This is a genomic window from Bradyrhizobium sp. CCBAU 45394 (genome assembly GCF_028128655.1).
Lineage (GTDB): Bacteria > Pseudomonadota > Alphaproteobacteria > Rhizobiales > Xanthobacteraceae > Bradyrhizobium > Bradyrhizobium diazoefficiens.
Window position 1 is genome coordinate 112,622 of sequence record NZ_LBIX01000177.1, and the last position, 25,838, is coordinate 138,459.

Genomic DNA, 25,838 nt, shown 5'->3' on the forward strand with positions numbered 1-25,838 from the left:
ATTCCGGGATGGCGCGTAAGCACCAGACCCGGAATCTCGAGATTCCCCGGTGCGCAATTGCGCACCTGAGGTTCGGCTCTTCGAGCCGCCCCGGAATGACAGCTAACATGGGATACAAATGACCTTTGACCACGATCTGAAGGCGAGCGTTCGCACCATCCCCGACTATCCCAAGCCGGGGATTATGTTCCGCGACATCACGACCCTGCTCGCGGATGCGCGCGCATTCCGCCGCGCCGTGGACGAGCTCGTGAACCCCTGGGCCGGCAACAAGATCGACAAGGTCGCCGGCATGGAGGCGCGGGGCTTCATCATCGGCGGCGCGGTGGCGCACCAGCTCTCCGCCGGCTTCGTGCCGATCCGCAAGAAAGGCAAGCTGCCGCACACCACCGTGCGCATCGCCTATTCGCTCGAATACGGCATCGACGAGATGGAGATGCATGTCGACGCCATCCAGCCCGGCGAGCGCGTCATCCTGGTCGACGACCTCATCGCCACCGGCGGCACCGCGGAAGGCGCGGTGAAGCTGCTGCGCCAGATCGGCGCCAATGTCGTCGCCGCCTGCTTCATCATCGACCTGCCCGAGCTCGGCGGCGCCGCCAAGCTGCGCGCCATGGACGTGCCGGTGCGCACGCTGATGACGTTCGAGGGGCATTGAGCGACGGCGGGCGCAGGATATCGCCCGGGTAAATTCTGGTCGGTGCAGGCCGAGGACGGGCTTCACCTCTCGCCTACGGGAGAGGTCGGATCGCATCGAAGATGCGATCCGGGTGAGGGGTCTGGGTCTCACTGATCGCCGCGGCCCCTCACCCGGCTTGCTCAGGCGCGCAATTGCGCGCCATAGCAATCCGACCTCTCCCCGCTGGGGAGAGGTGAACACCGAGTTCGCCGGCCGAGTGCTCTACGACCGCTGCAGGATCAGGCTGAGCTCGAGCTCGCGAAAGGCGAGGTAGTTGCGCCGGGTCCACTGGTGCAGCTCGGTCGAGGCGTCCTTCTCCTGGCGCAGGTAGCCGGTGAAGGAGAAGTTGAGCCGGTCGATATAGGTCTTGAGGAAGCCGGGCAGGGCGGGGAGGCGGAACAGCCGGCCGCCTGCCATCGCGGCGGGCAGCTCGCCGCGGACGACGTATTCGTTGTCCACCGTGATCAGGTTCATCCGCGGGATCTGCTCGCGCAGCATCTCATGGGCGCGGGCCGAGACGCGGTCGGTGTCGGCCACGAACAGGATCTGTGGTGCGACGTGGCGGCGGGCCGCCTCCTTCAAGAGGCCGATCTCGTCGGCCATCTTGAAGAACTCGTCGAAGGCGTGGAAGCCGAGGTCGATCACCTTGGCAATCCCGTCATCGACGATGACGCGGTCCATCAGCTGCATCTTGCCGTAGGTGTCGATCACGTCGGCGGTCTCCGTGATCTTCGGCAGATAGTCGAGCAGCGACGGCTCCTTCAGGTTGACGTCGAAGGCCGCGACGTTGCCGTTCTTGAGCAGCAGGAACTCGCTCAACAGCCGCGCCAGCAGCGTCTTGCCGACCTGCGGGCGGGGCGAGCAGATGATGTAGACGGGTGTCGCGGGCATCACGAACTATTATCTGAGCGAACTCGCCGCCCAATCCAGCCGTATCAGCCCGGACTCCGCAACTATTTTTCGCTGCTGCGGGCGCCGGGCTTTGAACCGACGATGTCGGTCAGGCGGATGCGGTCGAACTCGCTCCAGACATTGGCCAGCCAGTGCCGGACATAGCCGCGCAGCACGAAGGAGTAGTTGGCGGCCTCGTCGTTGATGCCCTTGTTGGCGACGAATTTCAGGAACGGGACGGAGGAGACCTCGACCTGCTCATAGGCCATTTCGTTGAGCTTGGGGATGGTCAGCTCGGTGGCGTCCTTGATGCGGTGGAAGTAGGAATTATAGGTCGCCTGGTCCCACTGGAAGAACTGGGTGTCGTTGATGAAGTTCTTGACCAGGAAATATTTTGCGCCGGTCATGAAATTCGCGGTCTCGGCGATTTCGTCCAGCGAGGCGATCGAGGGGCCGAGGATGTGGAACACCGCGAAGGTGATCTGCCCGGCCTTGGCGGCGTCGAGGAAACCGATGTCGCGCAGCGAGGCGAGCGCCGGGGAGAGCAGGCCGGCGCGGACGTCGATCACTGTGACCGACGGGCTGGTCGCGTTGAGCGTATCGAAGATCTTCATCTGATCGGCCGTCGTCGTCATGTCGACGATCTCGGTGATGCCAGGATGGAAGCGCTTCAGCGTTCCGCGCGGGGATTCCGTGTCGAAGGCGCGGGTCGGCACGTTGTTGGCGGAAAAATAATCGAGCAGGGTGCGCGATACCGTGGTCTTGCCGACCCCGCCCTTGTCCGCGCCCACCACAACCACTGCCGGCTTTGCCATTGCTGTCCCCTAACGCGCGCCCCCGATCGCGAGGTCGCAATCGGCCGGGCCCCAAATCGATGTCCCGAGTCTGCTGTTGGGCGCGAACATGGCAGAAACAAGGGAGAATTCAATTCCGCAGGCCCCGGTTGCGGCAATTCCCGAGGTTTTTCCAGATTGCCGTGAAACTGGCCATGGGCGCGCGCTTAATGGCGGCCCCAGGGCCCCATGGGATTCCCGATCGGGTTGCCGGCCGTGGTTCCGGAGGGGCTGGGCGCTGGTACGGGCGGCGGATTGGCCGGGCCGGCTGCGTCGCCCCATGGTCGCTGCGACAGCGGCGGCGGGGCGTCCTGCGGGGCTCCCTGCGCCTCGGGCTGTTCCGTCTCGTCGGTCGGGTCCGGCAGCGGACCTGGATCATGGCCGCCAGCGAACTTGACCAGCGCGTCGACCCGGGACTGCACCGACGGGTGGGTCGCAAACAGATCGGCAAAACCCTCGCGCGGATTGTCGACGCAGAGCTCCATCACCGCCGAGGTCGCGCCCGGCAGCTCGCCGCGGTTCTCGATCTTGCGTAGCGCCGAGATCATGGCGTCAGGGTCTTTCGTCAGCTCGACGGAGCCGGCGTCGGCGAGATATTCGCGCGAGCGCGACAGCGCCAGCTTCACCACCTGCGACATCAGCCAGGCCACCACGATCAGCACGACCGCGATGATGATGACGATCACGGCGCCGCCCCCCGAGTTCTTGCTGTCGCTCGACGACGAGGACGACCGCGACGACGACGAACCCGAGGACCAAGAGCCGCCGGAGTTCCAGCTCAAATTCGTGAACAGGCGGAAGAACAATTCGCCGAAGAAGCCGACCACGCCGGCGATGATGACGGCGACCACCATGAGCTGCACGTCGCCGTTCTTGATGTGGGTCAGCTCGTGGCCCAGTACCGCCTCGATCTCCTTGTCGTTCAGGGCGTTGAGGAGGCCGGTGGTGACGGTGATCGAATATTGCCGCGGGTTGAGGCCGGTCGCGAACGCGTTCAGCGCCGGGCTTTCCATGATCTTCAGCTTCGGCATGGTGATGCCGCGCGAGATGCAGAGGTTTTCGAGCAGATTGTAGAGCCGCGGCTCCTCCTTCCGGGTGACGTCGTGTCCGCCGGTCACGGCATCGATCATCGACTGGTGGAAGAAATAGGCGATCACGACCCAGACCGCCGTCACGACCGTCGCAACCGGCGCGGCGACTTTCAGGTCTAGGAAGGCGTGGCTCAGGTAGAAGGCGACGGTCTCATTGCCGTTGATGACGACTTCGGCGACCAGCGCGCCGGCATAGACCAGCACATAGACCAGCGCGAACAGGCCGGCGAGCAGCAGCATCGAACGTAACTTGTTCGAGGCGATGTGCGTGTAGAGACCATACGCGGCCATGGCTGCTTCCGTTAGCTCCCGTCATTCCGGGGCAGGCCGCAGGCCTGAACCCGGAATCCAGAGCTTAGTGTCTCAGGCGAGGTTCCGGGTTCGCGTCTTCGACGCGCCCCGGAACGACAAAGATGAGAAACCGGTCACGCGACAATCAGAACTTCACCTGCGGCGCGGCCTCGACCTCGGTGCGGCTGGCGCCGAGATCGAAGAAGTCCTTCTTGGTGAAGCCGAACATGCCGGCGAACAACGCTGCGGGCATCTGCTGGATGCCGGTGTTGTATTCCTGGACCGCGCTGTTGAAGAAGCGGCGGCTCGCCGCGATCTTGTTCTCGAGGTCGGAGAGCTCGCTGGCGAGCTGCTGGAAGTTGGCGTTGGCCTTGAGGTCGGGATAGGCCTCCGACAGCGCGATCAGCCGGCCGAGCGCGCCGGAGAGCTGGTTCTCGGCGGCGGACACCTGCGCCGGGCCTTGCGCCGACATCGCCGAATTGCGCGCCTTGATGACGTCGTCGAGCGTGCCGCGCTCATGCGAGGCGTAGCCCTTCACCGTCTCGACCAGGTTCGGGACCAGGTCGTGGCGCTGCTTGAGCTGCACGTCGATATCGGCAAAGGCCTGGCCGACGCGCTGGCCCAGCGCCACCAGGCGGTTGTAGGCGCTGAAGGCCAAGAACACGAGGACGACGATGACGCCGAGAACGATCCAGCCGGTCGACATGGAGAACTCCTGAAGGGGATTTAAGGCGGGCGCAGCCTAGACCAAAATGGCGCAGGGCGAGAGCCCCGGCGCGGAGGGGAGGTAAGACTTGGTCGGATCAGGAACCATCCGAGTTCAAGGCAAAACCGCCGATCGAGGTTAACTTTCGGCAATGACGGTGTCGCCCCAGCGCCAGCGCCGGGCACTTGCATAGGCGGCCTTGTCGCGGCGGGGGATCTTGGCGAGTTCAACGCTTTGCTCGGTGCAAAGCTTCGCCGTGATTTCGGCCTTGCCGACATCCGGCGGCGCCAGCACGCGGGCGGCGCGCGTCGCGGGCGGCGTGCGGGTCAGGGCGACGTAGATGAAGCGCTCGTCCTCGAACGGCACGTCGGCGCCCTTGATCTGGCGGTGGGCCTGGGAGCGCGGCAGGCGCTGGGAGAAATGGCACCAGTCGGGCGCAATCAGCGGGCAGGGCCTTTCGTGCGGGCAGGGCGCGGCGACGTAAGCGCCGGCTGCGATCACCTGCTGGCGCAGCGCGAGGATGCGCGCGTAGCCGGCCGGCGTGCCGGGCTCGATCACGACCAGCGCATGGCGCGCTTTCGCCCACATCGTTTCCGCGAGTTTGCGTTGATCGGCCTCACCGAGCTCGCCGATGATGTAGCTCGCGACGACGAGATCGGCTGGCGAGACCTCGGCAAGGTTGCCGCCGGCATCGCCGGGCAAATAGCGGCAGTCCGCCAGACGCGTGCTGTCATGCGCGAGTTCGAGGGCAAGCCGGCTCAGGGTGGCGTTGGCGTCGAGCAGGGTGAAGTCCTGCAGCGAGGGAAACGCCTCTGCGGCGGCCCAGCTTGCGGTGCCTGGACCTGCGCCGACGTCGAGCAGCGTCTCCGGGGCGAAGTCCGGCGCGATCTCGGTCAGCGCATTCAGGCTCGCCGCCACCGCCGCGTAGGTGGCCGGCATGCGCGCGAGCGCGTAGGCGAGCGCATCGGCCTCCGACTTGATCGTGCCGGAGCCGCCGCCGGCGCGATAGGTGTTCGAGATTTTCTGGGATCGCTGCGCGGCGTCGCTGCGCGAAAAGCCCTGGAGCTTGCCGTCGAGGGCGGCCTTTAGCTCAGCGGGAAGCGTGGGCGAGACCATTTTCATTCGCCGTCATTCCGGGGCGCGCGTAGCGCGAACCCGGAATCTAGAGATGGTGGCGCGAGATTCCGGGTTCGATGCTGCGCAGCGCCCCGGAATGACGGCCAAAAACGTCACGCCACGTTCTGGTCGAGAATGTCCACCGCCTCTGAGAGGCTCACCGACACGAGTTGCGAGACGCCGCGCTCGGCCATGGTGACGCCGAACAGGCGGTTCATCCGCGCCATCGTGATCGGGTTGTGCGTGATGATGATGAAGCGCGTGTCGGTCGAGCCGGTCATCTCGTGCAGCAGGTTGCAGTACCGTTCGACGTTGTGGTCGTCGAGCGGTGCGTCGACTTCGTCCAGCACGCAGATCGGCGAAGGATTGGTGAGGAACACGGCGAAGATCAGCGCCATCGCGGTCAGTGCCTGCTCGCCGCCCGAGAGCAGCGACAGTGTCTGCGGCTTCTTGCCCGGGGGCTTGGCGATGATTTCGAGGCCGGCCTCCAGCGGGTCGTCGCTCTCGATCAGGTGCAGTGCGGCCTCGCCGCCGCCGAACAGCTCGACGAACAGGCGCTTGAAGTGGTTGTTGACGACCTCGAACGAGGTCAGGAGGCGCTCGCGCGCTTCCTTGTTGAGGCTCTGGATGCCCTGGCGCAGCCGCTTGATGGCTTCGACGAGGTCGTCGCGCTCGGTGACGAGGCCGGTGTGCTGGGTCTCGACCTCGCGCAGCTCTTCCTCGGCGCGCAGGTTGACTGCGCCGAGGCGCTCGCGGTCGCGGCGCATCTTTTCGAGGTCTTCCTCGATGTCGTGCAGCGGCGGCAGCTCCGCGCCGGGCTCGATCTCGGCAAGGCCGGCGACGGCCTGCGGCTCGACCTCCAGCATGTCGCGGATCTCGCGCTCGATGTCCTCGAGCCGGCGCCGCGCGCCTTCCATGCGCTCCTCGGCGCGGGCGGTGGCCTCGCGGGAGCTGGAGAGCGCCTCGAGCGTCAGCTTCGCGACGCGGTCGGTCTCCGCCATCGCGCTTTCCGCGGTGGCGAGCGCGTCGGCGGCCATGCGGCGGTCGTTTTCCGCGTATTCGATCTCGGTGATCAGCGCGCTGCGCTTCTCTGCGAACACGGCGGGGGCGTTTTCGAGCTCGCTGCGCTCGATCGTGAGTTCGGCGATGCGGGCCTGGATGGTGTCGATGTGGGAGGCCGCGCTCTCCTTGCGGTTCTGCCACTCGGTGCGCTCGGCGAGGATTGCCTGCACGCGGCGGTCGGCCAGCTCGGCCTCGCGCGCCAGCGCCTGCGCCTCGGCGCGGACCTGGGCGGCCATGCGGCGATGGGCTTCGATGTCGCTGCGGACGGCGGCGAGACGAGTCTCGGTGTCTTCGCTCGACGGCAGCTCGCTGATGCCGGCCTCGGCGTATTCGTAGGCGGCTTCGGCCTCGGCGCGGTCGGCGGCGAGACGGCTGTGCGCTTCCGACAGCGTCGCCTTGCGCGCGGCGTGGCGGCTGATCTCGCGCTCGGCCGTGGCATGGCGCTCGCGCGCGACGTTCAGCTCGCGCTGCGCGGCGCGCCAGGCTTCGCGGCTCGCGCCTTCGGTGCTGGCCGCAATCTGCAGTTCGGACTCGGCATTCTCCAGCGCCTGGCGCTTGATCTGCGCGTCGATGCGGGCCTGCTCCAGCTCGTTCTCGATGTCGACGAGGCGGGCGCGCTCGGCAAGGCGGCGTGCGGCGCCGGTCGGGGCATGGGCCGCCGCGACGAAGCCGTCCCAGCGCCAGACGTCGCCCTCGGGCGAGACCAGCCGCTGGCCGGTCTTGAGCTGCGAGACCAGCTCGGCGCCGCGCTCGCGCGGCACCACGCCGATCTGCGCCAGGCGGCGGGCCAGCTCGGCCGGGGCCTGCACATGGTTCGCGAGCGGCACCACGCCTTCGGGCAGCTCCGGATCGCCGTCGGTCTCGCCGACATTGGTCCAGCGCATCGGCGCCGACGGGTCGATCGGCGCATCGAGATCGTCGCCGAGCGCGGCGCCGATGGCCTTTTCAAACCCCTTGTCGACGGTGATGCCGTCGATGATCGGCGGCCACAGGTTCTTGGTTTCGCCGTTGACGATCTTGGAGATCGTGCGCGCCTCGGTCTCGAGCCGCTGCACGCGCTTGTCGGCTTCGTTCAGCGGCGAGCGCGAGGATTCCAGCGTCTGCCGCGCGGCGACGTGCGCGGCTTCGCTCGCCTGCGCCGCGGCCTCCGAGGCCGCCAGCGTCTGCTCGGCGGTCTCGACCGTCGCGGTCAGCTCGTCGAGGTCGCCGAAGCCGCCCGTTTCATCGGCAAGCTTCTGCTCCTCGGCGGTGACATTCGCGATCTCCTGGTCGAGCCGGGCGAGCTTGTCGCGGTGGGTGCGGACATTGGCTTCGAGCTGGTTGCGCTTGGCGGTGAGGTCGGCGAGCGCCGTGGTGAGCTCGGCGAACTGCTGCTCGGTTTCGGTCAGCACCGCCTCGGCTTCGCCGACGCGCTCGTCGACGCCGGAGCGCTTCTCGACGCGCGACTTGATCTCTTCCTTCAGCTCGGCGTCTTCGCTGTCGAGGCGCTGGAGCGCGACGTCGGCGTCCATGGTTTGTTGCTGAGCACGGGAGATGTCGCCTTCGAACTGGGCGAGGCGGCGTTCGAGCTCGGCGACGCGCTCCTTGGCGCGCTCTTCCTCGCGGTCGAGCAGTTCGCGGGCATTGGTCAGGCGCTGGAGCCCGGCCGCGGCGCGCGCCTCGGCATCGCGCAGCGCCGGCATCTCGGCGGCGCGGATCGCCTGGATGCGGGCGGCTTCGGCCTGGTGCTGGGTGCGCTCGGCCATCTCGCGCACGGCAAGATCGTGGGTCTGGCCGGATTCGTTGACGTCGGCATGGGCGCCGATCCAGCGCAGATGGAACAGGGTGGCTTCGGCCTTGCGGACCTTGGCGGCGACCTCGCGATAGCGCACGGCCTGGCGGGCCTGCTTCTTCAGGCCTTCCATCTGGCCGGAGAGCTGGCCGATCACGTCCTCGACGCGGGTGAGGTTGGTTTCGGCGGCCTTCAGCCGCAGCTCGGCTTCGTGGCGGCGGGCATGGAGACCCGCGACACCGGCGGCGTCTTCCAGCACGCGGCGGCGCTGCTCCGGCTTGGCCTGGATGATCTCGCCGATCTTGCCCTGGTGGACGAGGGCGGGCGAGCGCGCGCCGGTGGCGGCGTCGGCGAACAGGATCTGCACGTCGCGGGCGCGCACGTCGCGGCCGTTGATGCGATAGACCGAGCCGGCCTCGCGCTCGATGCGGCGGGAGATCTCCAGAAGCTGGCTGTCGTTCATCGCCGCCGGCGCGGTGCGATCGGCGTTGTCGATCGTCATCGTCACTTCGGCGTGGTTGCGCGCCGGACGGTTGCCGGATCCGGCGAAGATCACCGCGTCCATGTCGGCGGCGCGCAGCGATTTGTACGAGGTCTCACCCATCGCCCAGCGCAGCGCTTCGACGAGATTCGACTTGCCGCAACCGTTGGGTCCGACCACGCCGGTCAGGCCGGGCTCGATGACGAAGTCCGTGGGCTCAACGAAGGACTTGAAGCCGTGAAGGCGCAGGCGGGTGATTTTCATAAGCACGCATCTCTGTTGGCAGGCGCGAATCCCCCTGCCGGGACAATACCATGGAAGGCAATGTCGCTATCCGGGCGAGTCGCGCGAGGCGCCTCATGCGGCTGGACAATGGCCGCGGTGCGCCGCGAGGGCAACCGGCGAAAGCCGCTTTTCCCAAGGGATTTATCCCGGGAATGATACGGCTTTCGAGATGCGAATCAGGCGTTGAGGGCGAAGAATCAGCTCTTCAGCAGCGGATTGATCTTCTTGGCGAATTCCTCGAACGAGGCCTCGCCCTTGATCTTCTCGCCGTTGATAAAGAAGGTCGGCGTCGAATCCACCTTCAAAACGTCGCTGGCGTATTTCTGGTCGGCGGCGATCTTGTCGAGCAGCGCCTGGTCCTTCAGGCAGGCTTCGACCTGCTGCTGGGTGAGGCCGGCCTGCTTGCCGATCCGCGTCAGGGTCTCGGTGGTGTTCTTCATCACCCAGTCGTTCTGCTGCCGGAACAGCATGTCGGTGACAGCGAAGTATTTCGGCGCATCGCCATTGGCGATGCAGCGCGACAGCATCGAGCCGGCGGCGGCTTTGATGTCGAGCGGGAACTCGCGGAAGACGTAACGCACCTTGCCGGTGTCGATGTATTCCGCCTTGATCTTGGGGAACACCTGCTCGTTGAAGGCCGCGCAATGCGGGCAGGTCATCGAGGCGAATTCGGTGATGGTGACGGCGGCGTCCTTCGGGCCGAGCGCCATGTCGGGCAGCGACACGGGCTTGGCCACGTCACCGGCGGCCTGCGCCATGGCGTCGGAGATGAACCGCAATGGGGAGAACCCGGCGACCGCGGCAAGCCCGGTCAGCGACAGCATCGTGGTGAAGGCGCGGCGGGTGATGATCAAGGTCGGCTCCCGGATTGGCGTGGTCTTGCCCGAAGTTCCCATTTGGGCGGCCTGTCGCTAGCTTGAAACGTCGTTTGAGGCAATGGCGGGCCGCGGGAACGGGTCCAGATTGACCGCGAAATGAGGCTCAATTTCGCTTGATGGCCGCCCCGAGCCGCGCCAGCGCAGACTTGAGCTGTTCATCTTCGATGTCCCCGAGGGTCTCCTCCACCTTGGCGACACTCTTGGGGTCCGGCGGGCCCGGCCGGACCGGCCGCTTGGCGCGCGACAGGGGGGCCTGGCGGAAGGCGAGCTTGCCGACCGCGCTCCAGCCGAAGAAGCGGTTGACCCGTTCCAGGATCACATCCGCGGAATGCTGGATCTCCAGCGCCATCGGCCCCTCGACCCGCAGCACCAGCGTGGCCGGCTCCTGCGGCTGGCCCTCGACCGGTCGCGGCCATTGCATCTTGAGGGGCTCGGCATGCGCCGCGATCTCCGCCCCGGCAATCTGCGCCCACCGCGTCACCAACTCGCGCGCGGCAAAGCCCTGTTTGGCGTACGCCTCGGCAAAGACGTCGTTGAGCAGCAGCGAGAGCGGCTTGGCGCTGATGGGGCCCGGCTTGGGTGGGAATTTGGACATGGACCCTTATAGCACTGCGGCGTGAGAGCCACAGGCTCTTCGCCGTCATGGCGGGTTCGTCCCGGCCATCCACGTTCTCTTGCGAAGAAAGACGTGGATGCCCGCGACAAGCGCGGGCATGGCGTGGAGAGGTCGGTGCGTTGTCGTTACAGTGGGAGCATGAGCCCCAAATCCGCCCTGAAGGCGAAATCGGAACCCAGTCAGCCGGAGACCGCATCGCGCCCCTTGGCGCTGCTCGCCTGGTACGACCGCCACCGCCGCCGCCTGCCGTGGCGGGCGGCGTCGGGTGAGGCATCGGACCCTTACCGCGTGTGGTTGTCCGAGATCATGCTCCAGCAGACCACGGTAAAGGCGGTCGGCCCTTACTTCGAAAAATTCGTCGCGCGCTGGCCTGATGTCACCGCGCTGGGGCGGGCTTCGCAGGACGACGTGCTGCGGATGTGGGCGGGGCTCGGCTATTACTCCCGTGCGCGCAATCTCCATGCCTGCGCGGTCGCGGTGACGCGCGAGCATGGCGGCGTCTTTCCCGACACGGAGGAGGGGCTGCGCGCGTTGCCGGGCATCGGGCCTTACACCGCGGCTGCGATCGCCGCGATCGCCTTCGATCGCCGCACCATGCCGGTCGACGGCAATATCGAGCGGGTGGTGTCGCGCCTGTTCGCGGTCGAGGAGGAGCTGCCGCAATCAAAACCGCTGATCCAGCAACTGGCGGCGACGCTCCTTGCCGACTCCCGCGCCGGTGATAGCGCACAGGCATTGATGGATCTCGGCTCTTCGATTTGCACGCCGAAGAAGCCGGCCTGCTCGCTGTGTCCGCTGAACGATGATTGCATCGCTCGCGTGCAAGGCACGCAGGAGAGTTTTCCGCGCAAGGCGCCGAAGAAGAGCGGGACGCTGCGGCGCGGCGCTGCCTTCGTCGTGACGCGCGGCGACGAACTGCTGGTCCGCAGCCGGCCCGAAAAGGGCCTGCTCGGGGGCATGACGGAGGTGCCGGGCTCGGACTGGCTCGCCGGTCAGGAGGACGCGACGGCGAAGCAGCAGGCGCCCGCGCTGAAGGGCCTGTCGCGCTGGCAGCGCAGGGTGGGCGTCGTCACCCACGTCTTCACGCATTTTCCGCTGGAACTGGTGGTCTATACCGCCAAGGCAGAAGCTCGCACGCGGGCACCCGCGGGCATGCGCTGGGTGCCGATCGCGACGCTGGCCGGCGAAGCGCTGCCCAACGTCATGCGCAAGGTGATCGCGCACGGATTGCGCCTCCCGCCGGCCCCATCCTCCTGACACCACGCTGGCAGCAGGGCCGCGTTAACAGGGGGCGACACGGAGGCTCCCCAATGGTCAAGACCGCGCTCGACAACTTTCCCAGGCCGCCCTGTGCCGAGCTGCTGGGATGGCGCCTGCTCGATGCCCGTCCGGAGGAGGGCTGGATCAAGCTCGGCTTCGAGGGCAAGCCCGAATTCTGCAATCCGGCGGGCTTCATCCAGGGCGGCATGCTCTCGGCCATGCTCGACGACACCATGGGCCCGGCCGTGCTGGTGATGAGCGAGGGCCGGCTCTACACCACCACCATCAGCATGACCGTGAACTTCCTGAGCCCCGCAAAGCCCGGCCCGATCATCGGCGAGGCGACGGTGACGCAACTCGGCAAGACCATTGCCTTCGTCGAGGCCAGGCTGATGACCGAGGACGGCACCGTGCTTGCCACCGCGACCGCGAGCGAGCGGCTGCTGGAAGCGGCGAGAGTGGTTCGCTGACCAGGTGCGGCGGGCCCATTCTGCTCGAATAGGAGGGGATGCCTCGCGCAGCGCGGAAGCGGACAGAGATCTACCCGCGCGTGCAATCGCAGAATTTGCTCGCGAATTCCTTGCGCACGCAATGAGCGTGCGGCTCGTTGTCGGCTCTAGCAACGCGAGCATTTGACTCGCGCATATTGTCGCAGCCCGCAGAGAAAACAGGTGGATACGTGCAATCCGCAGGCGAATCGCGACGGTCGAGGCGTCATCGACGTGACTTGCGGCAAATTGACCAATTCATATTTTTCGTGGAAACTTTGAATGTTAGTGCCCCCGATAAAAATTTCACAAACCTGAACGGGATGATTGTCAAGGCGCGCTCTATTTGAGGCATTGAGGTGAGTTATGCCGCTTGCGCTTATTGAGACCGGTCATTGCAACGTCGATCTGAAACCGTCCCCGATTGAGCCATCCTGGATCATTGAAGGAAACCCGGAAGCGCGCTCGCACCTGCTGTCAACCAGCGCGTGCGGCACCGCCACGACCCTGATCTGGTCCTGCACCATGGGCAAGTTCAACTGGTACTACGATCTCGACGAGACGATCATGATCCTTGAAGGATCAACGGTGATCGAGAGCGATGGCATGCCACCGAAGCGCTACGGTGTCGGCGACGTTGTCTTCTTCCGCGAGGGCGCGCACGCCAAATGGCACATCGAAGACTATGTGAAAAAGGTCGCCTTCCTGCGCCAGACCAATCCCGTCGGGCTCGGTTACGCTATCCGTGCCATCAATAAGCTTAAGCGCATGTCGTCAACCTTGGGCGGTCGTCGCTCCACCTAACTCGCGCCGTCAACGGCATTGCGGAGTGTGAAGCAACGACCTAGGTGCTCGCGCCTCTCGCATCGGCGCGCCGCGGCACGATCGGCGGCTTGGCATTCAGCGCCTCGACCTGGAACCCCGCGACGCGCTTGTAGTTGGCGGCGATGTCTTCCAGCTCGTGCTGCGACAGCACGTCGGTGACGACCTCAAAGCCGTCGGGCGCGCGCTCTTCGACCAGTTGCATCACCTGCTCGGGTCCGTTCTTGCGGTTGAGCAGGACGAGGTCGGTGGTCGCCGGCCTCCGCTCGGCCTCGTAGGCGAGCAGCGCTGCCTGCGTCGGGCCATGCGCCAGGATCTCGCGGGTGATGACGCGGGCATCGAGGATCGCCTGCGAGGCGCCGTTCGATCCGATCGGGTACATCGGATGCGCGGCATCCCCCATCAGCGTGACGCGGCCGAACGTCCACTGTGACACCGGATCGCGGTCCACCAGCGGATATTCGTAGGCGTGCGGGCAGTTCCGGATCAGGCCGGGCACGTCGAGCCAGTCGAACTGCCAGCTCTCGAACCACGGCAAGAACTCCTCCAGCCGCGCGGTGCGGTTATAGTCCTCGCGTCGCCACTGGTAGGTCGGCGGCATGTGGCGCTCAGCGACCCAGTTGATCAGATGGTTGCCCGCCGCATCCGGCACCTTGCTGATCGGATAGCAGACGAATTTCAGGATCTCGTGCCCGGCCATGATCATGGTGCGGCCGGTGAGGAATGCCTTTGCCGGCGTCACGCCGCGCCAGAGGATGCGGCCGTTCCAGATCGGCGGGCCTTCATCGGGATAGAGCTTTTCTCGTGCGGCGGAATGGATGCCGTCGGCGGCGATCATGATCGCGCCTTCGTAGGTGCCTGCGGCCTTGCCGGTCGCCTTGTCGATAAAATCGGCGCGGACGCCGTCCGCTGTCTCGGTCCAGCCGGTCAGATGATGGCTGGTGAGGATGCTGTCGCGGCCGAGCCGCTCGATTGCGGTGTCGAGCAGGAGCTGCTGCAGCGTGCCGCGATGGATCGAGAATTGCGGCCATTTGTAGCCGGCCTCCAGCCCGCGCGGCTCACTCCAGATCGGCTTGCCGTGCTTGGAGAAGTAGGCGAGCTCGCTTGTGCGCACGCCGCTGGCATCGAGCTTGTCGATCAGCCCGAGCTCGGTCAGCTCGCGCACGGCATGCGGCAGCACGTTGATGCCGACGCCGAGTGGTTTCAGCTCCGCGACGCTCTCGAACACTTTTACGGGAACGCCGATTCCGTGCAGGCTGAGCGCAAGCGTCAGCCCGCCGATGCCGCCGCCGGCGATGAGTACCGTCATGACAAAGCCCCTCCGATTGCGGGCGTCTTGGCACAGGCGGGCGGATGTGGGCAACTGCGAAGAGGATGTCGTGCTATGGACCTCGGGGCCGACAGTCGTTAATTTCCAATTTTCCCATGAGGTCCGACATGCTCAAGCTCTACTACGCCACCGGCACCTGCGCGCTCGCCACCTACATCACCCTGGAGGAGGCCGGCGCCGACTACACGGCTGAACGGCTGAGCTTCAAGGACAATCAGCAGAACAGCCCGGACTATCTCGCCATCAACCCGAAGGGCCGCGTGCCCGCGCTGGTGACCGACCGCGGCGTCCTGACCGAGACGCCGGCGATGCTGGCCTATATCGCGCAGACCTTTCCCAAGGCGAAGCTCGCGCCGCTCGACGATCCCTTCGACTTCGCCCAAGTGCAGTCGTTCAATTCCTATCTCTGCTCGACCGTGCACATCAACCATGCGCACAAGATGCGCGGCGCGCGCTGGGCGACACAGGAGAGCTCGTTCGCCGACATGAAGGCGATGGTGCCGAAGACCATGGGCGCCTGCTTCGCCCTGATCGAGCAGAAGATGTTTAGGGGGCCGTGGGTGATGGGCGATCAGTTCACGATCTGCGATCCCTATCTTTACACCCTGTCGACCTGGCTCGAAGGCGACAGCGTCGACATCAACGCCACGCCGAAGATCGCCGATCATTTCAAGCGGATGTCGGAACGGCCTGCCGTGCGCAAGGTGATGGACGCGCAGAAGGCGTAAGGTTCTTGTAGGGTGGGCAACGGCGCGAAGCGCCGTGCCCACCATTTCCACGTCATGAAAGAATTGGTGGGCACGCTTCGCTTTGCCCACCCTACGACGAAGCCCTCCGCTTCTCCAACTCCCGTCCCGTCTCCAGCATCAGCCGCCGCAGCCAGATCGAGCCGGAATCCATCTGCGCGCGGGTCGGATAGAACATGAACTGCTCGTCGATGCCGGGGTCGAGCGGTGGGGTCACGGTGACGAGGCCGAGCTGCCTCGACAGCGCCGCGATCAGCCGGCGCGGCACGAAGGCGACAAGGTCGGTGCGGGCGGCGACGTGCAGCGCTTCGAGATAGCCTGACACGACGAGTGCAATGTGCCGCTCGATGCCCTTGGCTCGCAGCCAGGTGTCGATCAGATCCTCACTATTGCCCCGGATGATCACGCCGACATGGCGCGCGGCGAGGAACGTTTCGCGCCGCTTCAGCTTGGTTCCCATGGGATGGCCGCGCCGCACCGCCAGCGCGTCGCTGTCGGTGTAGAGCAGCTGGCGGTGAAATCCCTTGAAGGCGTTGCCGATCGAGATCACGAGGTCGATGGTGCGGGCGAACTCGGCGTGGAAGATCGCAGGCCCCCGCCACGGCACGACATCGACGCGAACGTTGGGAGCGGCCCGCGTCACTTTCTCCATCAAGGGCGGCATCAACAGCTCGACCGCGAGGTCCGGCATCATCAGGCGGAATTGCCGTTCGCTGCGCGCGGCGTCGAATTCATCCGGCACGAACAGCCCGCGCACCTGATCGAGCGCCTGTGCCAGCGGCGCGCGCAGGGCCTGTGCCCGCGGCGTCAGCTCCATGCGCGCGCCGGTGCGCACCAGCAGCGGGTCGCCGAAGATGTCGCGCAGGCGTTGCAACGCGTGGCTCGTCGCCGGCTGTGACAGGCCGATCCTCATGGCCGCGCGGCTGACATTGGCTTCGCGCAGCAGCGCGTCGAGTGCGGTCAAGAGGTTCAGGTCAAGCGAATTCAAATTCATGAGGCGAATAGATATCATATTGGCTATCGATTTGAAGAATGCTGATCGGCGGACGATGATCTCCACGACGCCACCACACGGAGATGCCGCCATGAGCGCTGCCGCCAACAAGAAACTGATGCAGGATATTTTCGCCGCCGCCGCCAACCCCGATCCGGGCGCGCGCGACCGCGCCCTGTTCGCCGCAAGCCTCGCCGACGATGCCAGATGGGTCGTGACCGGCCAGTATTCCTGGTCGCGCACCTTCACCGGCAAGGAAGCGATCCTCAACGATCTGCACGGCTATGTGCGCACCCGCCTGCGCGACCGGACGCGCACCGTTGCCCACCGCTTTATCGCCGATGGCGACATCGTCGTGGTCGAAGCCAAGGGCGACAACGTCACGCCGGAAGGCGTGCGCTACGACAACGATTACTGCCTGGTGTTTCGCCTGGAGGGCGGCAGGATCAAGGAGATCCGGGAATATTGCGACTCGGTCCTGACCGAGAAGGCGCTCGGCCCGTTTCCGCAAACACCCGCGAGGGCCGCGAGCTGACCGGATTGAACGACGTCGCGCCGACCGACCGACCCGGTCCGTTACGGCCGTCAATGGTCGTGCGGGCCTGGCGGACGCTGGTGGAGATCATGCGGGTCCGGCGGGAGCGGTCCCGGGCCCGGTGCCAGCTCGCTGCCATGACCGAGCGGGAGCTGCAGGACTGCGGGATGACCCGGTCGGAGATTGCGTACGAGCTGCATAAGCCCCGCCGGCGAAGTTAAGATCGGAAGGCGTTGCCTCGCCCCCGCTGGAAGCGGTCGAGAACGCGCTTGGCAAAATGACGCAGGGGCGGCCTGACGAACGTCCATCGGGACGCTCCATGCAGCGATCTGCATGCGCCTGCGGGCCTTGCGCCAAAACCTTGCGCAACTGCCGATAAAATCAGCAGTTCTGCTGCGATCCTTCGCGCGCACGCGCGAAGGATTAGAAGGTTCAATTAACGAGTGTCCCCCATTGTGTCGCGGTGCAGCGTGGGTCGCCGAGCAACGACCCACGGCTGCCAGGGTGGCCGGTGACGATCGCCGGACGTTCGGCCGCTCGAATTCACATGCATCTGGGTGGACAGTGGGAATGCCGAAATTTCGTTTGCGGATCAGGGGACGCCTGTACGCAGGCTTCATGGCCTTGGTGGCGGTCGGTCTCGTGATGGCGGTGGTCGCCATCTGGAACTTGCGGGCCGTGCAGGATCAGGTCGCAAAACTCTCGGCGTTCTCGGACAGCACGGCGCGGGTTCTGGAGATCTCGACCCATCTCCAGGCGATCCAGCGGGCCAATCTGCGCTACATCTACGACGCCAGCGAACCTGCGATGAAGGAAGCTTCTGAACGGGAAGCCGCGGCGACCGAGCTGTTGAAGGTCGGAGCGCAGGGGACGGCCTCCGAGGAGCGGCGCAAGCTCTACGAAGATCTCATCACCGACATCGCCAGGATGCGGAGCCTGCGTGACAATCTCGGCGACGCCGTCAACGAGGCGCGAACCGGCAAGGCGACGCTGTTGCCGAGCGGCGACGAACTGACCGTCAAGATGGGCAAGCTGGTCGATACGGCGCGCGCAGCCGTTGACGAAGACACCGCGGCCCTCGTTGCGGACCTCGAATCCAGGCTCCTTCTCGTCCAGATCGCGAACTGGCGTTTCTTGGCCTTGCGCGACACCAAGGGGCCGGCCAACTTCAGGACGAATGTCGACAGGGCCATGCAGCGGCTCACGGCGCTCGAAAAGAGCCCGCAGGCGACGGAATTGCGCGCCACGCTCGCGCCGGTGAAGACCTCGCTCGGAATCTACAAATCCGCGTTCGAGACGACGTCGGCCGCGATGCTCCAGGCCGACGAGATCTATCACAAGAACCTCGCCCCGCTCATCGTCGAGAGCATCGGCAAGCTCAAGGTCGCCGAAACCACCCTGAAGAAGGACTACAAGGATTCGCGTACCACCGCCGAAGCCGTGATCGAGGGCACGACGTCCGTGCAGGCGATCGCGGGCGGCCTCGCCGTTCTGTTCGGGTTGATCGTCGCCTTCCTGATCGCCCGCAGCATCGTCGGTCCCCTGACCTCGATGACGCGCGCGATGGGGCTGCTCGCCGGTGGCAATCTCGAGGTCGAGATTCCCGGCCGCGGCAAGACCGACGAGATCGGCGACATGGCCAAGGCGATCGAGGTGTTCAAGAACAACATGGTCGACACCGAGCGCATGCGCGCGGAGCAGGTGGAGGTCGAGGCGCGGCAGGCCGAGGGCCGCAAGAAAGACATGGTCCGGCTCGCCGACCAGTTCGAGCAGGCGGTCGGCGAGATCGTCGACACCGTGTCGTCGGCATCGAACGAGTTGGAGGCCTCGGCCGGCACGTTGACCACGACCGCCTCGCGGGCCCAGGACCTGTCCACGGAAGTCGCCAGCGCCTCACAAGAGGCCTCGGCCAACGTACAGGCGGTTGCCTCCGCGACCGAGGAGCTGTCCTCCTCGGTTTCGGAGATCGCCCGCCAGGTGCAGGAATCCGCCCGCATCGCCAGCGAGGCGGTGGGGCAGGCGAGCAGGACCAACGACCGGGTCGGCGAGCTCTCCAAGGCCGCCGCCCGCATCGGCGACGTGGTCGAGCTGATCAGCACCATCGCGGGCCAGACCAATCTGCTGGCGCTGAACGCCACCATCGAGGCGGCGCGCGCGGGCGAGGCCGGCCGCGGCTTTGCCGTGGTTGCCTCCGAGGTCAAGGCGCTGGCCGAGCAGACCGCGAAGGCCACCGGTGAGATCGGCCAGCAGATTTCCAACATCCAGGCCGCTACCGAGCAATCCGTCGGCGCCATCAGGGAGATCAGCGGCACCATCGAGCGGCTGTCGGAGATTTCCTCGACGGTCGCGGCCGCCGTGGAGCAGCAGGGCGCGGCGACGCAGGAGATCTCCCGCAACGTCCAGCAGGCGGCCCACGGCACCCAGCGCGTTTCCACCAATATCGGCGACGTGCAGCGCGGTGCCTCCGAGACCGGTTCGGCCTCCTCGCAGGTGCTCTCGGCGGCGCGCTCGCTGTCAGCCGACAGCAACCGGCTGAAGCAGGAGGTCGCCAGGTTCCTGAACTCGGTCCACGCCGCCTGATCGGCGCGGGCGTTTCAAAAGCAAAGGTCCACGCGCAGGCGCGTGGACCTGCGATGGTGGCGTGCCGGAAGTTGCTCGAGGCCCGGATAAATTCGTCGATACAATCGGGCGTGTGACTCGCGCCGCATCCTGGCGCAAGCCGCGCCGGACAAATTCGATTGCCACTTTCCTGTTCAGATGATCGCAGAACTGGCGGCGCCTGCCATCACCACGGCATCTTTCGTGCGATCCTCCGTAGTCGACGCGTGGCAAATGCAGCATTGAATTAAGAAGTATTCTTCATGGTGTCGCGGTGCAGCGCGAATCTCCGAAAGGTGATTGCGGCTGGGCGGGGGGCCGCTGCGACGTCGGGGAGTCGTTCGGTTGCTCCATCTCTCTTGCTATGGATGGACGGTGAAGATGCCGAGCTTGCATTTCAGAATCCGGGGGCGTCTCTACGCCGGATTTTCGGTTCTCGTTGTCGTGGGCTTGATCATGGCCGCGGTCGCGATCTGGAATTTGTGGGCGGTCCAGGGCCAGATGGCGCGGCTATCCGCACTCTCGGACAACACGGCCCGCGTCCAGGAAATCTCGATCAACCTCCAGGCGCTGCGGCGCGCCAATCTCCGCTACATCTATGACGCCAACGAGCCGGCCTTCAAGGAGGCTGCGGAGCGGGAGGGGGCGACGGTGGAGCTGCTGAAGGACGCGGCCAAGTCGACGGTCTCCGAGGAGCGGCTCAAGATCTACAATGGCCTGATCGGTGACGTCGAAAAGATGAAGTCCCTGCGCGAGCGCATGGGCGCTGCGGTCAACGAGACGGCGAAAGGCAAGGCTGTTCTGCTCGCCGGCGGCGATGAGCTGACCGCCAACACCGGCAAGCTCGTCGACGCCGCGCGTGAAACCGGCGATACCAGCGTGACCGCCCCCGTCGCCGATCTCGAATCCAAGATCCTGCTGGTTCGTGTTGCAAACTGGCGCTTCCTCGCCGTCCGGGACGCAAAGGGGCCGGCGACCTTCAGGACCAATGTCGATCGGGCGCAGCAAGCGCTCAAGTCACTGGAGGGGGCCGGTCTGCCGAACGAGGTCAAGGTCGCGTTCGGACCGATCAAGAGCTCGCTTTCGGCCTACAAGGCGGCGTTCGAGACGACCTCCGCCGCCATCCTCCAGGCCGATGAAATCTACCGCAACAGTATCGCTCCCCTGATCGGCGAAAGCGTCGACAAGCTCAAGGTGGCGGAGACCGGATTGAAGGCCGACTACCAGAAGTCGCGCGCGGCCGCCGATGGCGTCATTGCCAATACGACCTGGATCCAGGAAGTCGCCGGCGGCCTTGCGATCCTGTTCGGCAGCCTCGTCGCCTTCCTGATCGCGCGCAGCATCGTCGGACCGCTGACCACGATGACCCGGGCGATGGGAGCCCTCGCCGGTGGCGATCTCAAGGTCGAGATTCCGGGCCGTGGCAATCGCGACGAGATCGGAGACATGGCCAAGGCGATCCAGGTGTTCAAGGAGAGCATGGTCGAGACCGAGCGCCTGCGTCACGAGCAGGTCGAGGTCGAGGCGCGGCAGGCCGAGGGCCGCAAGGCCGACATGAGAAACCTGGCCAATCAGTTCGAACGTGCGGTCGGCGAGATCGTCGACACCGTGTCGTCGGCATCGAACGAGTTGGAGGCCTCAGCCGGCACGTTGACCACGACCGCCTCGCGGGCCCAGGACCTGTCCACGGAGGTCGCCAGCGCCTCTCAAGAGGCCTCGGCCAACGTACAGGCGGTTGCCTCCGCGACCGAAGAGCTCTCCTCCTCTGTCGGCGAGATCGCCCGCCAGGTGCAGGAATCCGCCCGCATCGCCAGCGAGGCGGTGGGGCAGGCGAGCAGGACCAACGACCGGGTCGGCGAGCTCTCCAAGGCCGCCGCCCGCATCGGCGACGTGGTCGAGCTGATCAGCACCATCGCGGGCCAGACCAATCTGCTGGCGCTGAACGCCACCATCGAGGCGGCGCGCGCGGGCGAGGCCGGCCGCGGCTTTGCCGTGGTTGCCTCCGAGGTCAAGGCGCTGGCCGAGCAGACCGCGAAGGCCACCGGTGAGATCGGCCAGCAGATTTCCAACATCCAGGCCGCTACCGAGCAATCCGTCGGCGCCATCAGGGAGATCAGCGGCACCATCGAGCGGCTGTCGGAAATCTCCTCGACGGTTGCCGCGGCCGTCGAACAGCAGGGCGCGGCGACGCAGGAAATCTCCCGCAACGTCCAGCAGGCGGCTCACGGCACCCAGCGCGTCTCGACCAATATCGGCGACGTGCAGCGCGGCGCCTCCGAGACCGGTTCGGCCTCCTCGCAGGTGCTCTCGGCGGCGCGCTCGCTGTCGGCCGACAGCAACCGGCTGAAGCAGGAGGTCGCGAGATTCTTGAACTCGGTCCACGCCGCCTGATCGGCGCGGGCATTTCAAAAGCAAAGGTCCACGCGCAGGCGCGTGGACCCGGGTTGAAGGCGTGGCGCGATCAGGCGACCTTGGTCATCATGTGCTTGAACATGTTGGCGCGCGCTTCGTCGTCCATCTCGGCCTTGAAGGTGAACTTGTCCTTCAGCCCGATCGCGCGCACAGCCGCAGGGCGCGCCGAGATCTCGTCGACCAGGCGCTTTACGTTCGGATATCGTGCAAAGGCGTCGTCGCCGAGCTTGAATGGCACCATCCGCGCCCAGCCCCACAGCGCCATGTCGACGATCGAATAGCTGTCGCCGACCATGTAGCGGTGGTCTTTGAGGTGGCCGTCGAGAATCTTGTAGTGGCGATCGGTCTCGTACTGATAGCGGTTATGGGCGTAGTCGTGGTTCTGGTCCTTCGGCGCGAAATGCTTGAAGTGCACGGCCTGGCCCGAATACGGGCCGACGCCGGTGGCGATGAACATCAGCCATGACAGCGTCTCGCCGCGCAACGAGGCGGTGGGCAGGAATTTTCCGGTCTTCTCGGCGAGATAGAGCAGGATGGCGTTCGAATCGAACACGATCGTGCCGCCGTCGTCGATCGCCGGCACCTTGCCGTTCGGATTGATCTTGAGGAAATCCGGCGTGAACTGCTCGCCCTTGCGGGTGTCGATCTTCACCGGCTCAAAAGGAAGGCCGGACTCTTCGAGATAAAGCGCGACCTTGGTCGGGTTCGGCGAACCGTTGAAGTAGAATTTGAGCATCACACATCTCCCCAGTGTTTCTTGCCGAGAGTGAACGCAGCGTCATTGCCGCGGGGCCGGCCTGTCTTGCCTGAAGCTCGTCGGGGAGGGCAACCGGCGAGTTTGCCGGGCGGTACCTGCGCGCCGCGCAGATCAGCCGGCGTAACAAAGGCCGATCGCCGCCGTAATAATCATCCCGGCGCCGACGGCTTCCAGCCGCAGCCCGAGCCGCGCGGCAAGATGCATGTCGGAGGCCCGTGCCGATCGCTCCGATCCGCGCGAGTAGCCGTGCACGATGACGTCGTGATTGAAGTCGTCGTGCGCCTCGTTGCTGCTGGCGAGCCCGACGCAGACCACGAGCACGCCGAACAGAGCGAGGCCGAAAAATCCCAGCAGCGCGATCAGGAACATCGGAAACATGCCGAGCAGGAAGATCGGCAGCAGCGGCACCAGCAGCAAGGTCTCGGACTGTCGTCGCATGAGAGCCAACCGGTCAGGACGGGGCTGATCGGTCGAATCTAGTCCTGGTTCCGCTGGCTTTCAACCACCGCTGCCACTCCGGGGCGCGCCTCTTGGCGCGAGCTATGATGCGCAATTGCGCATCTGAGAGTCCATTGGGCGGCGTGTGCTTGGGTTCGATGGATTCCGGGTTCTCGCTTCGCGGGCCCCGGAATGACGGAGGAGAGGGAGGACTACTCCGCCGCCATGCCGGAGCGGATCTCGGCGCGGAGCTCGTCGATCAGCTTGAGACCCTTCTTGGTCTCGACATGCCAGAAGGTCCAGCCGTTGCAGGCCTGCGCGCCCTGCGCCACCGCGCCGATGCGGTGGATCGAGCCGACCTTGTCGCCGAACATGATGGCGCCGTCGGCGCGGACCAGGGCGCCGAGCTTCTTCTTGGCGTCGAACAGCTTCGTGCCGGGCATGATCATGCCGCGCTCGATCAGCTCGGAGAACGCGACCCGCGGCGCCTCGCGCGCGGTCATGAACGGGGCAAGGCTTGCCTCCGGCAGCGGCTCGACCGCGGCGATGCGGGCCTCGGCGGCCTTGGCGTAGGTCTTGTCGCGCTCGAAGCCGATATAGGAGCGGCCGAGACGTTTGGCGACGGCGCCGGTGGTGCCGGTGCCGTTGAAGGGGTCGATCACGAGATCGCCGGGCTTCGATGACGACAGCAGCACGCGCGCGAGCAGGCCTTCCGGCTTCTGCGTCGGATGCACTTTCTTGCCGTCGGCGCCCTTGAGGCGCTCCTCGCCGGTGCAGAGCGGGATCAGCCAGTCGGAACGTGCCTGCACGTCCTCGTTGGCGGCCTTCAGCGCTTCGTAGTTGAAGGTGTAGCCCTTGGCCTTCTCGTCGCGCGCGGCCCAGATCATGGTCTCGTGCGCGTTGGTGAAGCGGCGGCCGCGGAAGTTCGGCATCGGGTTGGTCTTGCGCCAGACGATGTCGTTCAGGAGCCAGAAGCCGAGGTCCTGCATGATCGCGCCGACGCGGAAGATGTTGTGATAGGAGCCGATCACCCAGATCGTCGCCGACGGCTTCATCGCGCGGCGGGCGGCAAGCAGCCAGGCGCGGGTGAAATCGTCATAGGCGGAGAATGAATCGAACTTGTCCCAGTCGTCGTTGACGGCATCGACATGGGATTCGTCGGGGCGCTTCAGATCGCCCTTGAGCTGGAGATTGTACGGCGGATCTGCGAACACCAGATCGACCGAACCAGCCTGAAGCTTCGACATCTCGGCGACGCAATCACCGAGGATGATGCGATGCGACGAAGACTCAAAATTTGTGCGGGGCGCCCTTGCAGACGCCCCGCGACGCGACTCTACCATGACTCAAGAACTCTGACTCAGGCGACGCTGTCGGCGACGCGGGACCAAACAACCGACTGACCGTTACATTGAAGGGGCAAAGTAAAAATCGACTTAATCCGCCGCTTTCGTGTGCAGGCCTCGCATCGCGCGTCGTGCGTGGTTCGCTGTTCGCATTCGCCGAGTTTTACAGTGTATTTCTCGTTTCTTCGCGCTGCGGGAGCCGCTGGAGCTGCGAAACGACTCCAAATTTCTCTCGGAAAAAATTGCTCAACCCTCGGAAAAAATTGCTGGCATCGGCATGCTGTCGCACTAGGCAATAATTGCCGAGCGGGATATTGATAAAGGCAACGGAAATTTTACGTATGTGGCGCGTTGAGCTTTGTCGCATTTGCGCCCAATTGACGCCATCAAGGACTTAAGGGAAGCCCGCCATGCGCTACGATGATTTCCGCCGCAGCGACGACATCGAGGATCGTCGCGACGAAGGCGGCGGCGGGTTTGGCGGCGGCGGAGGCGGCGGGTTCGGCCTGCCCATGGGCGGCGGCGGGCTCGGCATCGGCACCATCATCGTGCTCGGCCTGATCGGCTACGCCTTCGGCATCGATCCGCGCATCCTGATCGGCGGCGCCGAGATCCTCACCGGCGGCGGCCAGGCGCCGAGCTACCAGACCGATCGCCAGTCGACGTCGGCCAAGCGCGGCGCGCCGACCGACGAGATGGGCAGCATGATCTCCGGCATCCTCGGCGAGATCGACGACCGCTGGAGCGAGATCTTCCAGGCCAGCGGCCAGTCCTACACCGGTCCGAAGATCGTGCTGTTCCGCAACGCCACCAATGGCGGCCGCTGCGGCATGGCGCAGTCGGCGATGGGTCCGTTCTACTGTCCGCCGGATCGCACCATCTTCCTCGACACCGGCTTCTTCCGCGAGGTCGAGACGCGCTTCCGCGGCTGCTCCGGCAAGTCGGCTTGCAATTTCACCACCGCCTACATCATCGCGCATGAGGCCGGCCACCACATCCAGAACCTGCTCGGCATCATTCCGCGCGTGACGCGGCTTCAGCAGCAGGCCGGCAGCAAGGCTGAGGCCAACGCGCTCCAGGTCAAGGTGGAGTTGCAGGCGGACTGTCTGTCCGGCGTCTGGGTCAACCGCGAGGCGAAGAAGCGTCCGAACTTCCTGGAAGCCGGCGATATCGACGCCGCGCTGACCACGGCCAGTGCGATCGGCGACGACACGCTCCAGCGTCAGGCCACCGGACGCGTCGTGCCCGATTCCTTCACCCATGGCTCGGCCGCGCAGCGCAAGCAATGGTTCATGACCGGCTACCAGCAGGGCACGGTCCAGGCCTGCAACACGTTCGGCGGCGGGTCGTAGTACACTGGACTTCGTGCCCCGGACGTAGCGCAGCACGAACTATGATGCCCAATTGCGCAT

23 protein-coding genes are annotated in these 25,838 nt (G+C 65.6%); 10 read left to right on the top strand and 13 right to left on the bottom strand.

Features of this window, described 5'->3' with window-relative positions; genetic code table 11:
• Positions 1 to 118: 118 nt before the first annotated feature.
• Positions 119 to 658, top strand: a complete 540-nt coding sequence (locus tag WN73_RS41330) for an adenine phosphoribosyltransferase (RefSeq protein ID WP_011085277.1) — start codon at positions 119 to 121, stop codon at positions 656 to 658.
• Positions 659 to 901: 243 nt separating this feature from the next.
• On the opposite strand, the gene WN73_RS41335 is transcribed toward WN73_RS41330, so the two are convergent.
• From WN73_RS41335 to WN73_RS41370, 8 genes are all read right to left on the bottom strand, one after another.
• Positions 902 to 1,570: a hypothetical protein gene (locus WN73_RS41335; protein WP_028175024.1), complete on the bottom strand. Its 669-nt coding sequence runs from the start codon at positions 1,568 to 1,570 to the stop codon at positions 902 to 904.
• Between the two features lie 62 nt (positions 1,571 to 1,632).
• On the bottom strand, positions 1,633 to 2,385 hold the full coding sequence (locus WN73_RS41340; RefSeq protein ID WP_011085279.1) for a hypothetical protein: 753 nt from the start codon (positions 2,383 to 2,385) through the stop codon (positions 1,633 to 1,635).
• A gap of 185 nt (positions 2,386 to 2,570) precedes the next feature.
• Complete coding sequence (locus WN73_RS41345) at positions 2,571 to 3,785, bottom strand: M48 family metallopeptidase (RefSeq protein WP_011085280.1); 1,215 nt, start codon at positions 3,783 to 3,785, stop codon at positions 2,571 to 2,573.
• Between the two features lie 145 nt (positions 3,786 to 3,930).
• The gene (locus WN73_RS41350) at positions 3,931 to 4,491 is read right to left on the bottom strand and encodes a LemA family protein (RefSeq protein WP_011085281.1); all 561 of its coding nucleotides are present in this window, start codon (positions 4,489 to 4,491) and stop codon (positions 3,931 to 3,933) included.
• Between the two features lie 138 nt (positions 4,492 to 4,629).
• On the bottom strand, positions 4,630 to 5,607 hold the full coding sequence (locus tag WN73_RS41355) for a small ribosomal subunit Rsm22 family protein (RefSeq protein WP_028175023.1): 978 nt from the start codon (positions 5,605 to 5,607) through the stop codon (positions 4,630 to 4,632).
• Between the two features lie 113 nt (positions 5,608 to 5,720).
• The gene (gene smc, locus WN73_RS41360) at positions 5,721 to 9,185 is read right to left on the bottom strand and encodes a chromosome segregation protein SMC (protein WP_011085283.1); all 3,465 of its coding nucleotides are present in this window, start codon (positions 9,183 to 9,185) and stop codon (positions 5,721 to 5,723) included.
• Between the two features lie 218 nt (positions 9,186 to 9,403).
• Positions 9,404 to 10,060 (bottom strand): DsbA family protein, encoded by a 657-nt coding sequence (locus tag WN73_RS41365; RefSeq protein WP_028175022.1) that lies wholly within the window; start codon positions 10,058 to 10,060, stop codon positions 9,404 to 9,406.
• Positions 10,061 to 10,187: 127 nt separating this feature from the next.
• Positions 10,188 to 10,679, bottom strand: coding sequence for a DUF721 domain-containing protein (locus tag WN73_RS41370; protein ID WP_011085285.1), 492 nt, complete (start codon positions 10,677 to 10,679; stop codon positions 10,188 to 10,190).
• A 159-nt stretch (positions 10,680 to 10,838) separates the two neighbouring features.
• Here WN73_RS41370 and mutY point away from each other — a divergent pair, with 159 nt between their 5' ends.
• From mutY to WN73_RS41385, 3 genes are all read left to right on the top strand, one after another.
• Positions 10,839 to 11,957 carry an A/G-specific adenine glycosylase gene (gene mutY, locus WN73_RS41375; RefSeq protein ID WP_028175021.1) on the top strand — a complete coding sequence of 373 codons (1,119 nt, stop codon included), beginning with the start codon at positions 10,839 to 10,841 and terminating at the stop codon, positions 11,955 to 11,957.
• Between the two features lie 53 nt (positions 11,958 to 12,010).
• On the top strand, positions 12,011 to 12,430 hold the full coding sequence (locus WN73_RS41380; protein ID WP_028175020.1) for a PaaI family thioesterase: 420 nt from the start codon (positions 12,011 to 12,013) through the stop codon (positions 12,428 to 12,430).
• A 384-nt stretch (positions 12,431 to 12,814) separates the two neighbouring features.
• On the top strand, positions 12,815 to 13,252 hold the full coding sequence (locus WN73_RS41385) for a cupin domain-containing protein (RefSeq protein WP_028175019.1): 438 nt from the start codon (positions 12,815 to 12,817) through the stop codon (positions 13,250 to 13,252).
• Positions 13,253 to 13,292: 40 nt separating this feature from the next.
• On the opposite strand, the gene WN73_RS41390 is transcribed toward WN73_RS41385, so the two are convergent.
• Positions 13,293 to 14,579 (bottom strand): flavin-dependent oxidoreductase, encoded by a 1,287-nt coding sequence (locus WN73_RS41390; RefSeq protein WP_271558082.1) that lies wholly within the window; start codon positions 14,577 to 14,579, stop codon positions 13,293 to 13,295.
• A 128-nt stretch (positions 14,580 to 14,707) separates the two neighbouring features.
• Between WN73_RS41390 and WN73_RS41395 the strand changes: the two genes are divergently transcribed.
• Positions 14,708 to 15,328 carry a glutathione S-transferase family protein gene (locus tag WN73_RS41395; RefSeq protein WP_011085290.1) on the top strand — a complete coding sequence of 207 codons (621 nt, stop codon included), beginning with the start codon at positions 14,708 to 14,710 and terminating at the stop codon, positions 15,326 to 15,328.
• A 91-nt stretch (positions 15,329 to 15,419) separates the two neighbouring features.
• On the opposite strand, the gene WN73_RS41400 is transcribed toward WN73_RS41395, so the two are convergent.
• The gene (locus WN73_RS41400) at positions 15,420 to 16,340 is read right to left on the bottom strand and encodes a LysR family transcriptional regulator (protein WP_028175017.1); all 921 of its coding nucleotides are present in this window, start codon (positions 16,338 to 16,340) and stop codon (positions 15,420 to 15,422) included.
• Positions 16,341 to 16,431: 91 nt separating this feature from the next.
• On the opposite strand from WN73_RS41400, the gene WN73_RS41405 reads away from it, so the two are divergent.
• From WN73_RS41405 to WN73_RS41420, 4 genes are all read left to right on the top strand, one after another.
• Positions 16,432 to 16,875 carry a nuclear transport factor 2 family protein gene (locus WN73_RS41405; RefSeq protein WP_028175016.1) on the top strand — a complete coding sequence of 148 codons (444 nt, stop codon included), beginning with the start codon at positions 16,432 to 16,434 and terminating at the stop codon, positions 16,873 to 16,875.
• Between the two features lie 89 nt (positions 16,876 to 16,964).
• Entirely contained in the window at positions 16,965 to 17,096 is a 132-nt protein-coding gene (locus WN73_RS41410) for a DUF1127 domain-containing protein (RefSeq protein WP_231166719.1), read from the top strand.
• A gap of 349 nt (positions 17,097 to 17,445) precedes the next feature.
• Positions 17,446 to 19,455: a HAMP domain-containing methyl-accepting chemotaxis protein gene (locus WN73_RS41415; RefSeq protein WP_271558085.1), complete on the top strand. Its 2,010-nt coding sequence runs from the start codon at positions 17,446 to 17,448 to the stop codon at positions 19,453 to 19,455.
• A gap of 399 nt (positions 19,456 to 19,854) precedes the next feature.
• On the top strand, positions 19,855 to 21,864 hold the full coding sequence (locus tag WN73_RS41420) for a HAMP domain-containing methyl-accepting chemotaxis protein (protein WP_039184963.1): 2,010 nt from the start codon (positions 19,855 to 19,857) through the stop codon (positions 21,862 to 21,864).
• A 70-nt stretch (positions 21,865 to 21,934) separates the two neighbouring features.
• Here the strand turns inward: WN73_RS41420 and WN73_RS41425 are convergent, their stop codons facing one another.
• The 3 genes from WN73_RS41425 to WN73_RS41435 form a co-directional block, all read right to left on the bottom strand.
• Positions 21,935 to 22,621, bottom strand: a complete 687-nt coding sequence (locus WN73_RS41425; RefSeq protein ID WP_028175587.1) for a glutathione S-transferase family protein — start codon at positions 22,619 to 22,621, stop codon at positions 21,935 to 21,937.
• 132 nt (positions 22,622 to 22,753) lie between these two features.
• On the bottom strand, positions 22,754 to 23,080 hold the full coding sequence (locus WN73_RS41430; protein WP_028175588.1) for a hypothetical protein: 327 nt from the start codon (positions 23,078 to 23,080) through the stop codon (positions 22,754 to 22,756).
• Between the two features lie 212 nt (positions 23,081 to 23,292).
• Positions 23,293 to 24,423 (bottom strand): site-specific DNA-methyltransferase, encoded by a 1,131-nt coding sequence (locus WN73_RS41435; RefSeq protein WP_011085296.1) that lies wholly within the window; start codon positions 24,421 to 24,423, stop codon positions 23,293 to 23,295.
• 413 nt (positions 24,424 to 24,836) lie between these two features.
• Here WN73_RS41435 and ypfJ point away from each other — a divergent pair, with 413 nt between their 5' ends.
• Positions 24,837 to 25,778, top strand: coding sequence for a KPN_02809 family neutral zinc metallopeptidase (gene ypfJ / locus WN73_RS41440; RefSeq protein ID WP_011085297.1), 942 nt, complete (start codon positions 24,837 to 24,839; stop codon positions 25,776 to 25,778).
• Positions 25,779 to 25,838: the final 60 nt, after the last annotated feature.

Bases quoted from the DNA above. Each gene is read 5' to 3' on its own strand.
- WN73_RS41330 (WP_011085277.1), top strand. From the start codon at position 119: ATGACCTTTGACCACGATCTGAAGGCGAGCGTTCGCACCATCCCCGAC.
- WN73_RS41335 (WP_028175024.1), bottom strand. From the start codon at position 1,570: ATGCCCGCGACACCCGTCTACATCATCTGCTCGCCCCGCCCGCAGGTC.
- WN73_RS41340 (WP_011085279.1), bottom strand. From the start codon at position 2,385: ATGGCAAAGCCGGCAGTGGTTGTGGTGGGCGCGGACAAGGGCGGGGTC.
- WN73_RS41345 (WP_011085280.1), bottom strand. From the start codon at position 3,785: ATGGCCGCGTATGGTCTCTACACGCACATCGCCTCGAACAAGTTACGT.
- WN73_RS41350 (WP_011085281.1), bottom strand. From the start codon at position 4,491: ATGTCGACCGGCTGGATCGTTCTCGGCGTCATCGTCGTCCTCGTGTTC.
- WN73_RS41355 (WP_028175023.1), bottom strand. From the start codon at position 5,607: ATGGTCTCGCCCACGCTTCCCGCTGAGCTAAAGGCCGCCCTCGACGGC.
- smc (WP_011085283.1), bottom strand. From the start codon at position 9,185: ATGAAAATCACCCGCCTGCGCCTTCACGGCTTCAAGTCCTTCGTTGAG.
- WN73_RS41370 (WP_011085285.1), bottom strand. From the start codon at position 10,679: ATGTCCAAATTCCCACCCAAGCCGGGCCCCATCAGCGCCAAGCCGCTC.
- mutY (WP_028175021.1), top strand. From the start codon at position 10,839: ATGAGCCCCAAATCCGCCCTGAAGGCGAAATCGGAACCCAGTCAGCCG.
- WN73_RS41380 (WP_028175020.1), top strand. From the start codon at position 12,011: ATGGTCAAGACCGCGCTCGACAACTTTCCCAGGCCGCCCTGTGCCGAG.
- WN73_RS41385 (WP_028175019.1), top strand. From the start codon at position 12,815: ATGCCGCTTGCGCTTATTGAGACCGGTCATTGCAACGTCGATCTGAAA.
- WN73_RS41390 (WP_271558082.1), bottom strand. From the start codon at position 14,579: ATGACGGTACTCATCGCCGGCGGCGGCATCGGCGGGCTGACGCTTGCG.
- WN73_RS41395 (WP_011085290.1), top strand. From the start codon at position 14,708: ATGCTCAAGCTCTACTACGCCACCGGCACCTGCGCGCTCGCCACCTAC.
- WN73_RS41400 (WP_028175017.1), bottom strand. From the start codon at position 16,340: ATGAATTTGAATTCGCTTGACCTGAACCTCTTGACCGCACTCGACGCG.
- WN73_RS41405 (WP_028175016.1), top strand. From the start codon at position 16,432: ATGAGCGCTGCCGCCAACAAGAAACTGATGCAGGATATTTTCGCCGCC.
- WN73_RS41410 (WP_231166719.1), top strand. From the start codon at position 16,965: ATGCGGGTCCGGCGGGAGCGGTCCCGGGCCCGGTGCCAGCTCGCTGCC.
- WN73_RS41415 (WP_271558085.1), top strand. From the start codon at position 17,446: ATGCCGAAATTTCGTTTGCGGATCAGGGGACGCCTGTACGCAGGCTTC.
- WN73_RS41420 (WP_039184963.1), top strand. From the start codon at position 19,855: ATGCCGAGCTTGCATTTCAGAATCCGGGGGCGTCTCTACGCCGGATTT.
- WN73_RS41425 (WP_028175587.1), bottom strand. From the start codon at position 22,621: ATGCTCAAATTCTACTTCAACGGTTCGCCGAACCCGACCAAGGTCGCG.
- WN73_RS41430 (WP_028175588.1), bottom strand. From the start codon at position 23,080: ATGCGACGACAGTCCGAGACCTTGCTGCTGGTGCCGCTGCTGCCGATC.
- WN73_RS41435 (WP_011085296.1), bottom strand. From the start codon at position 24,423: ATGGTAGAGTCGCGTCGCGGGGCGTCTGCAAGGGCGCCCCGCACAAAT.
- ypfJ (WP_011085297.1), top strand. From the start codon at position 24,837: ATGCGCTACGATGATTTCCGCCGCAGCGACGACATCGAGGATCGTCGC.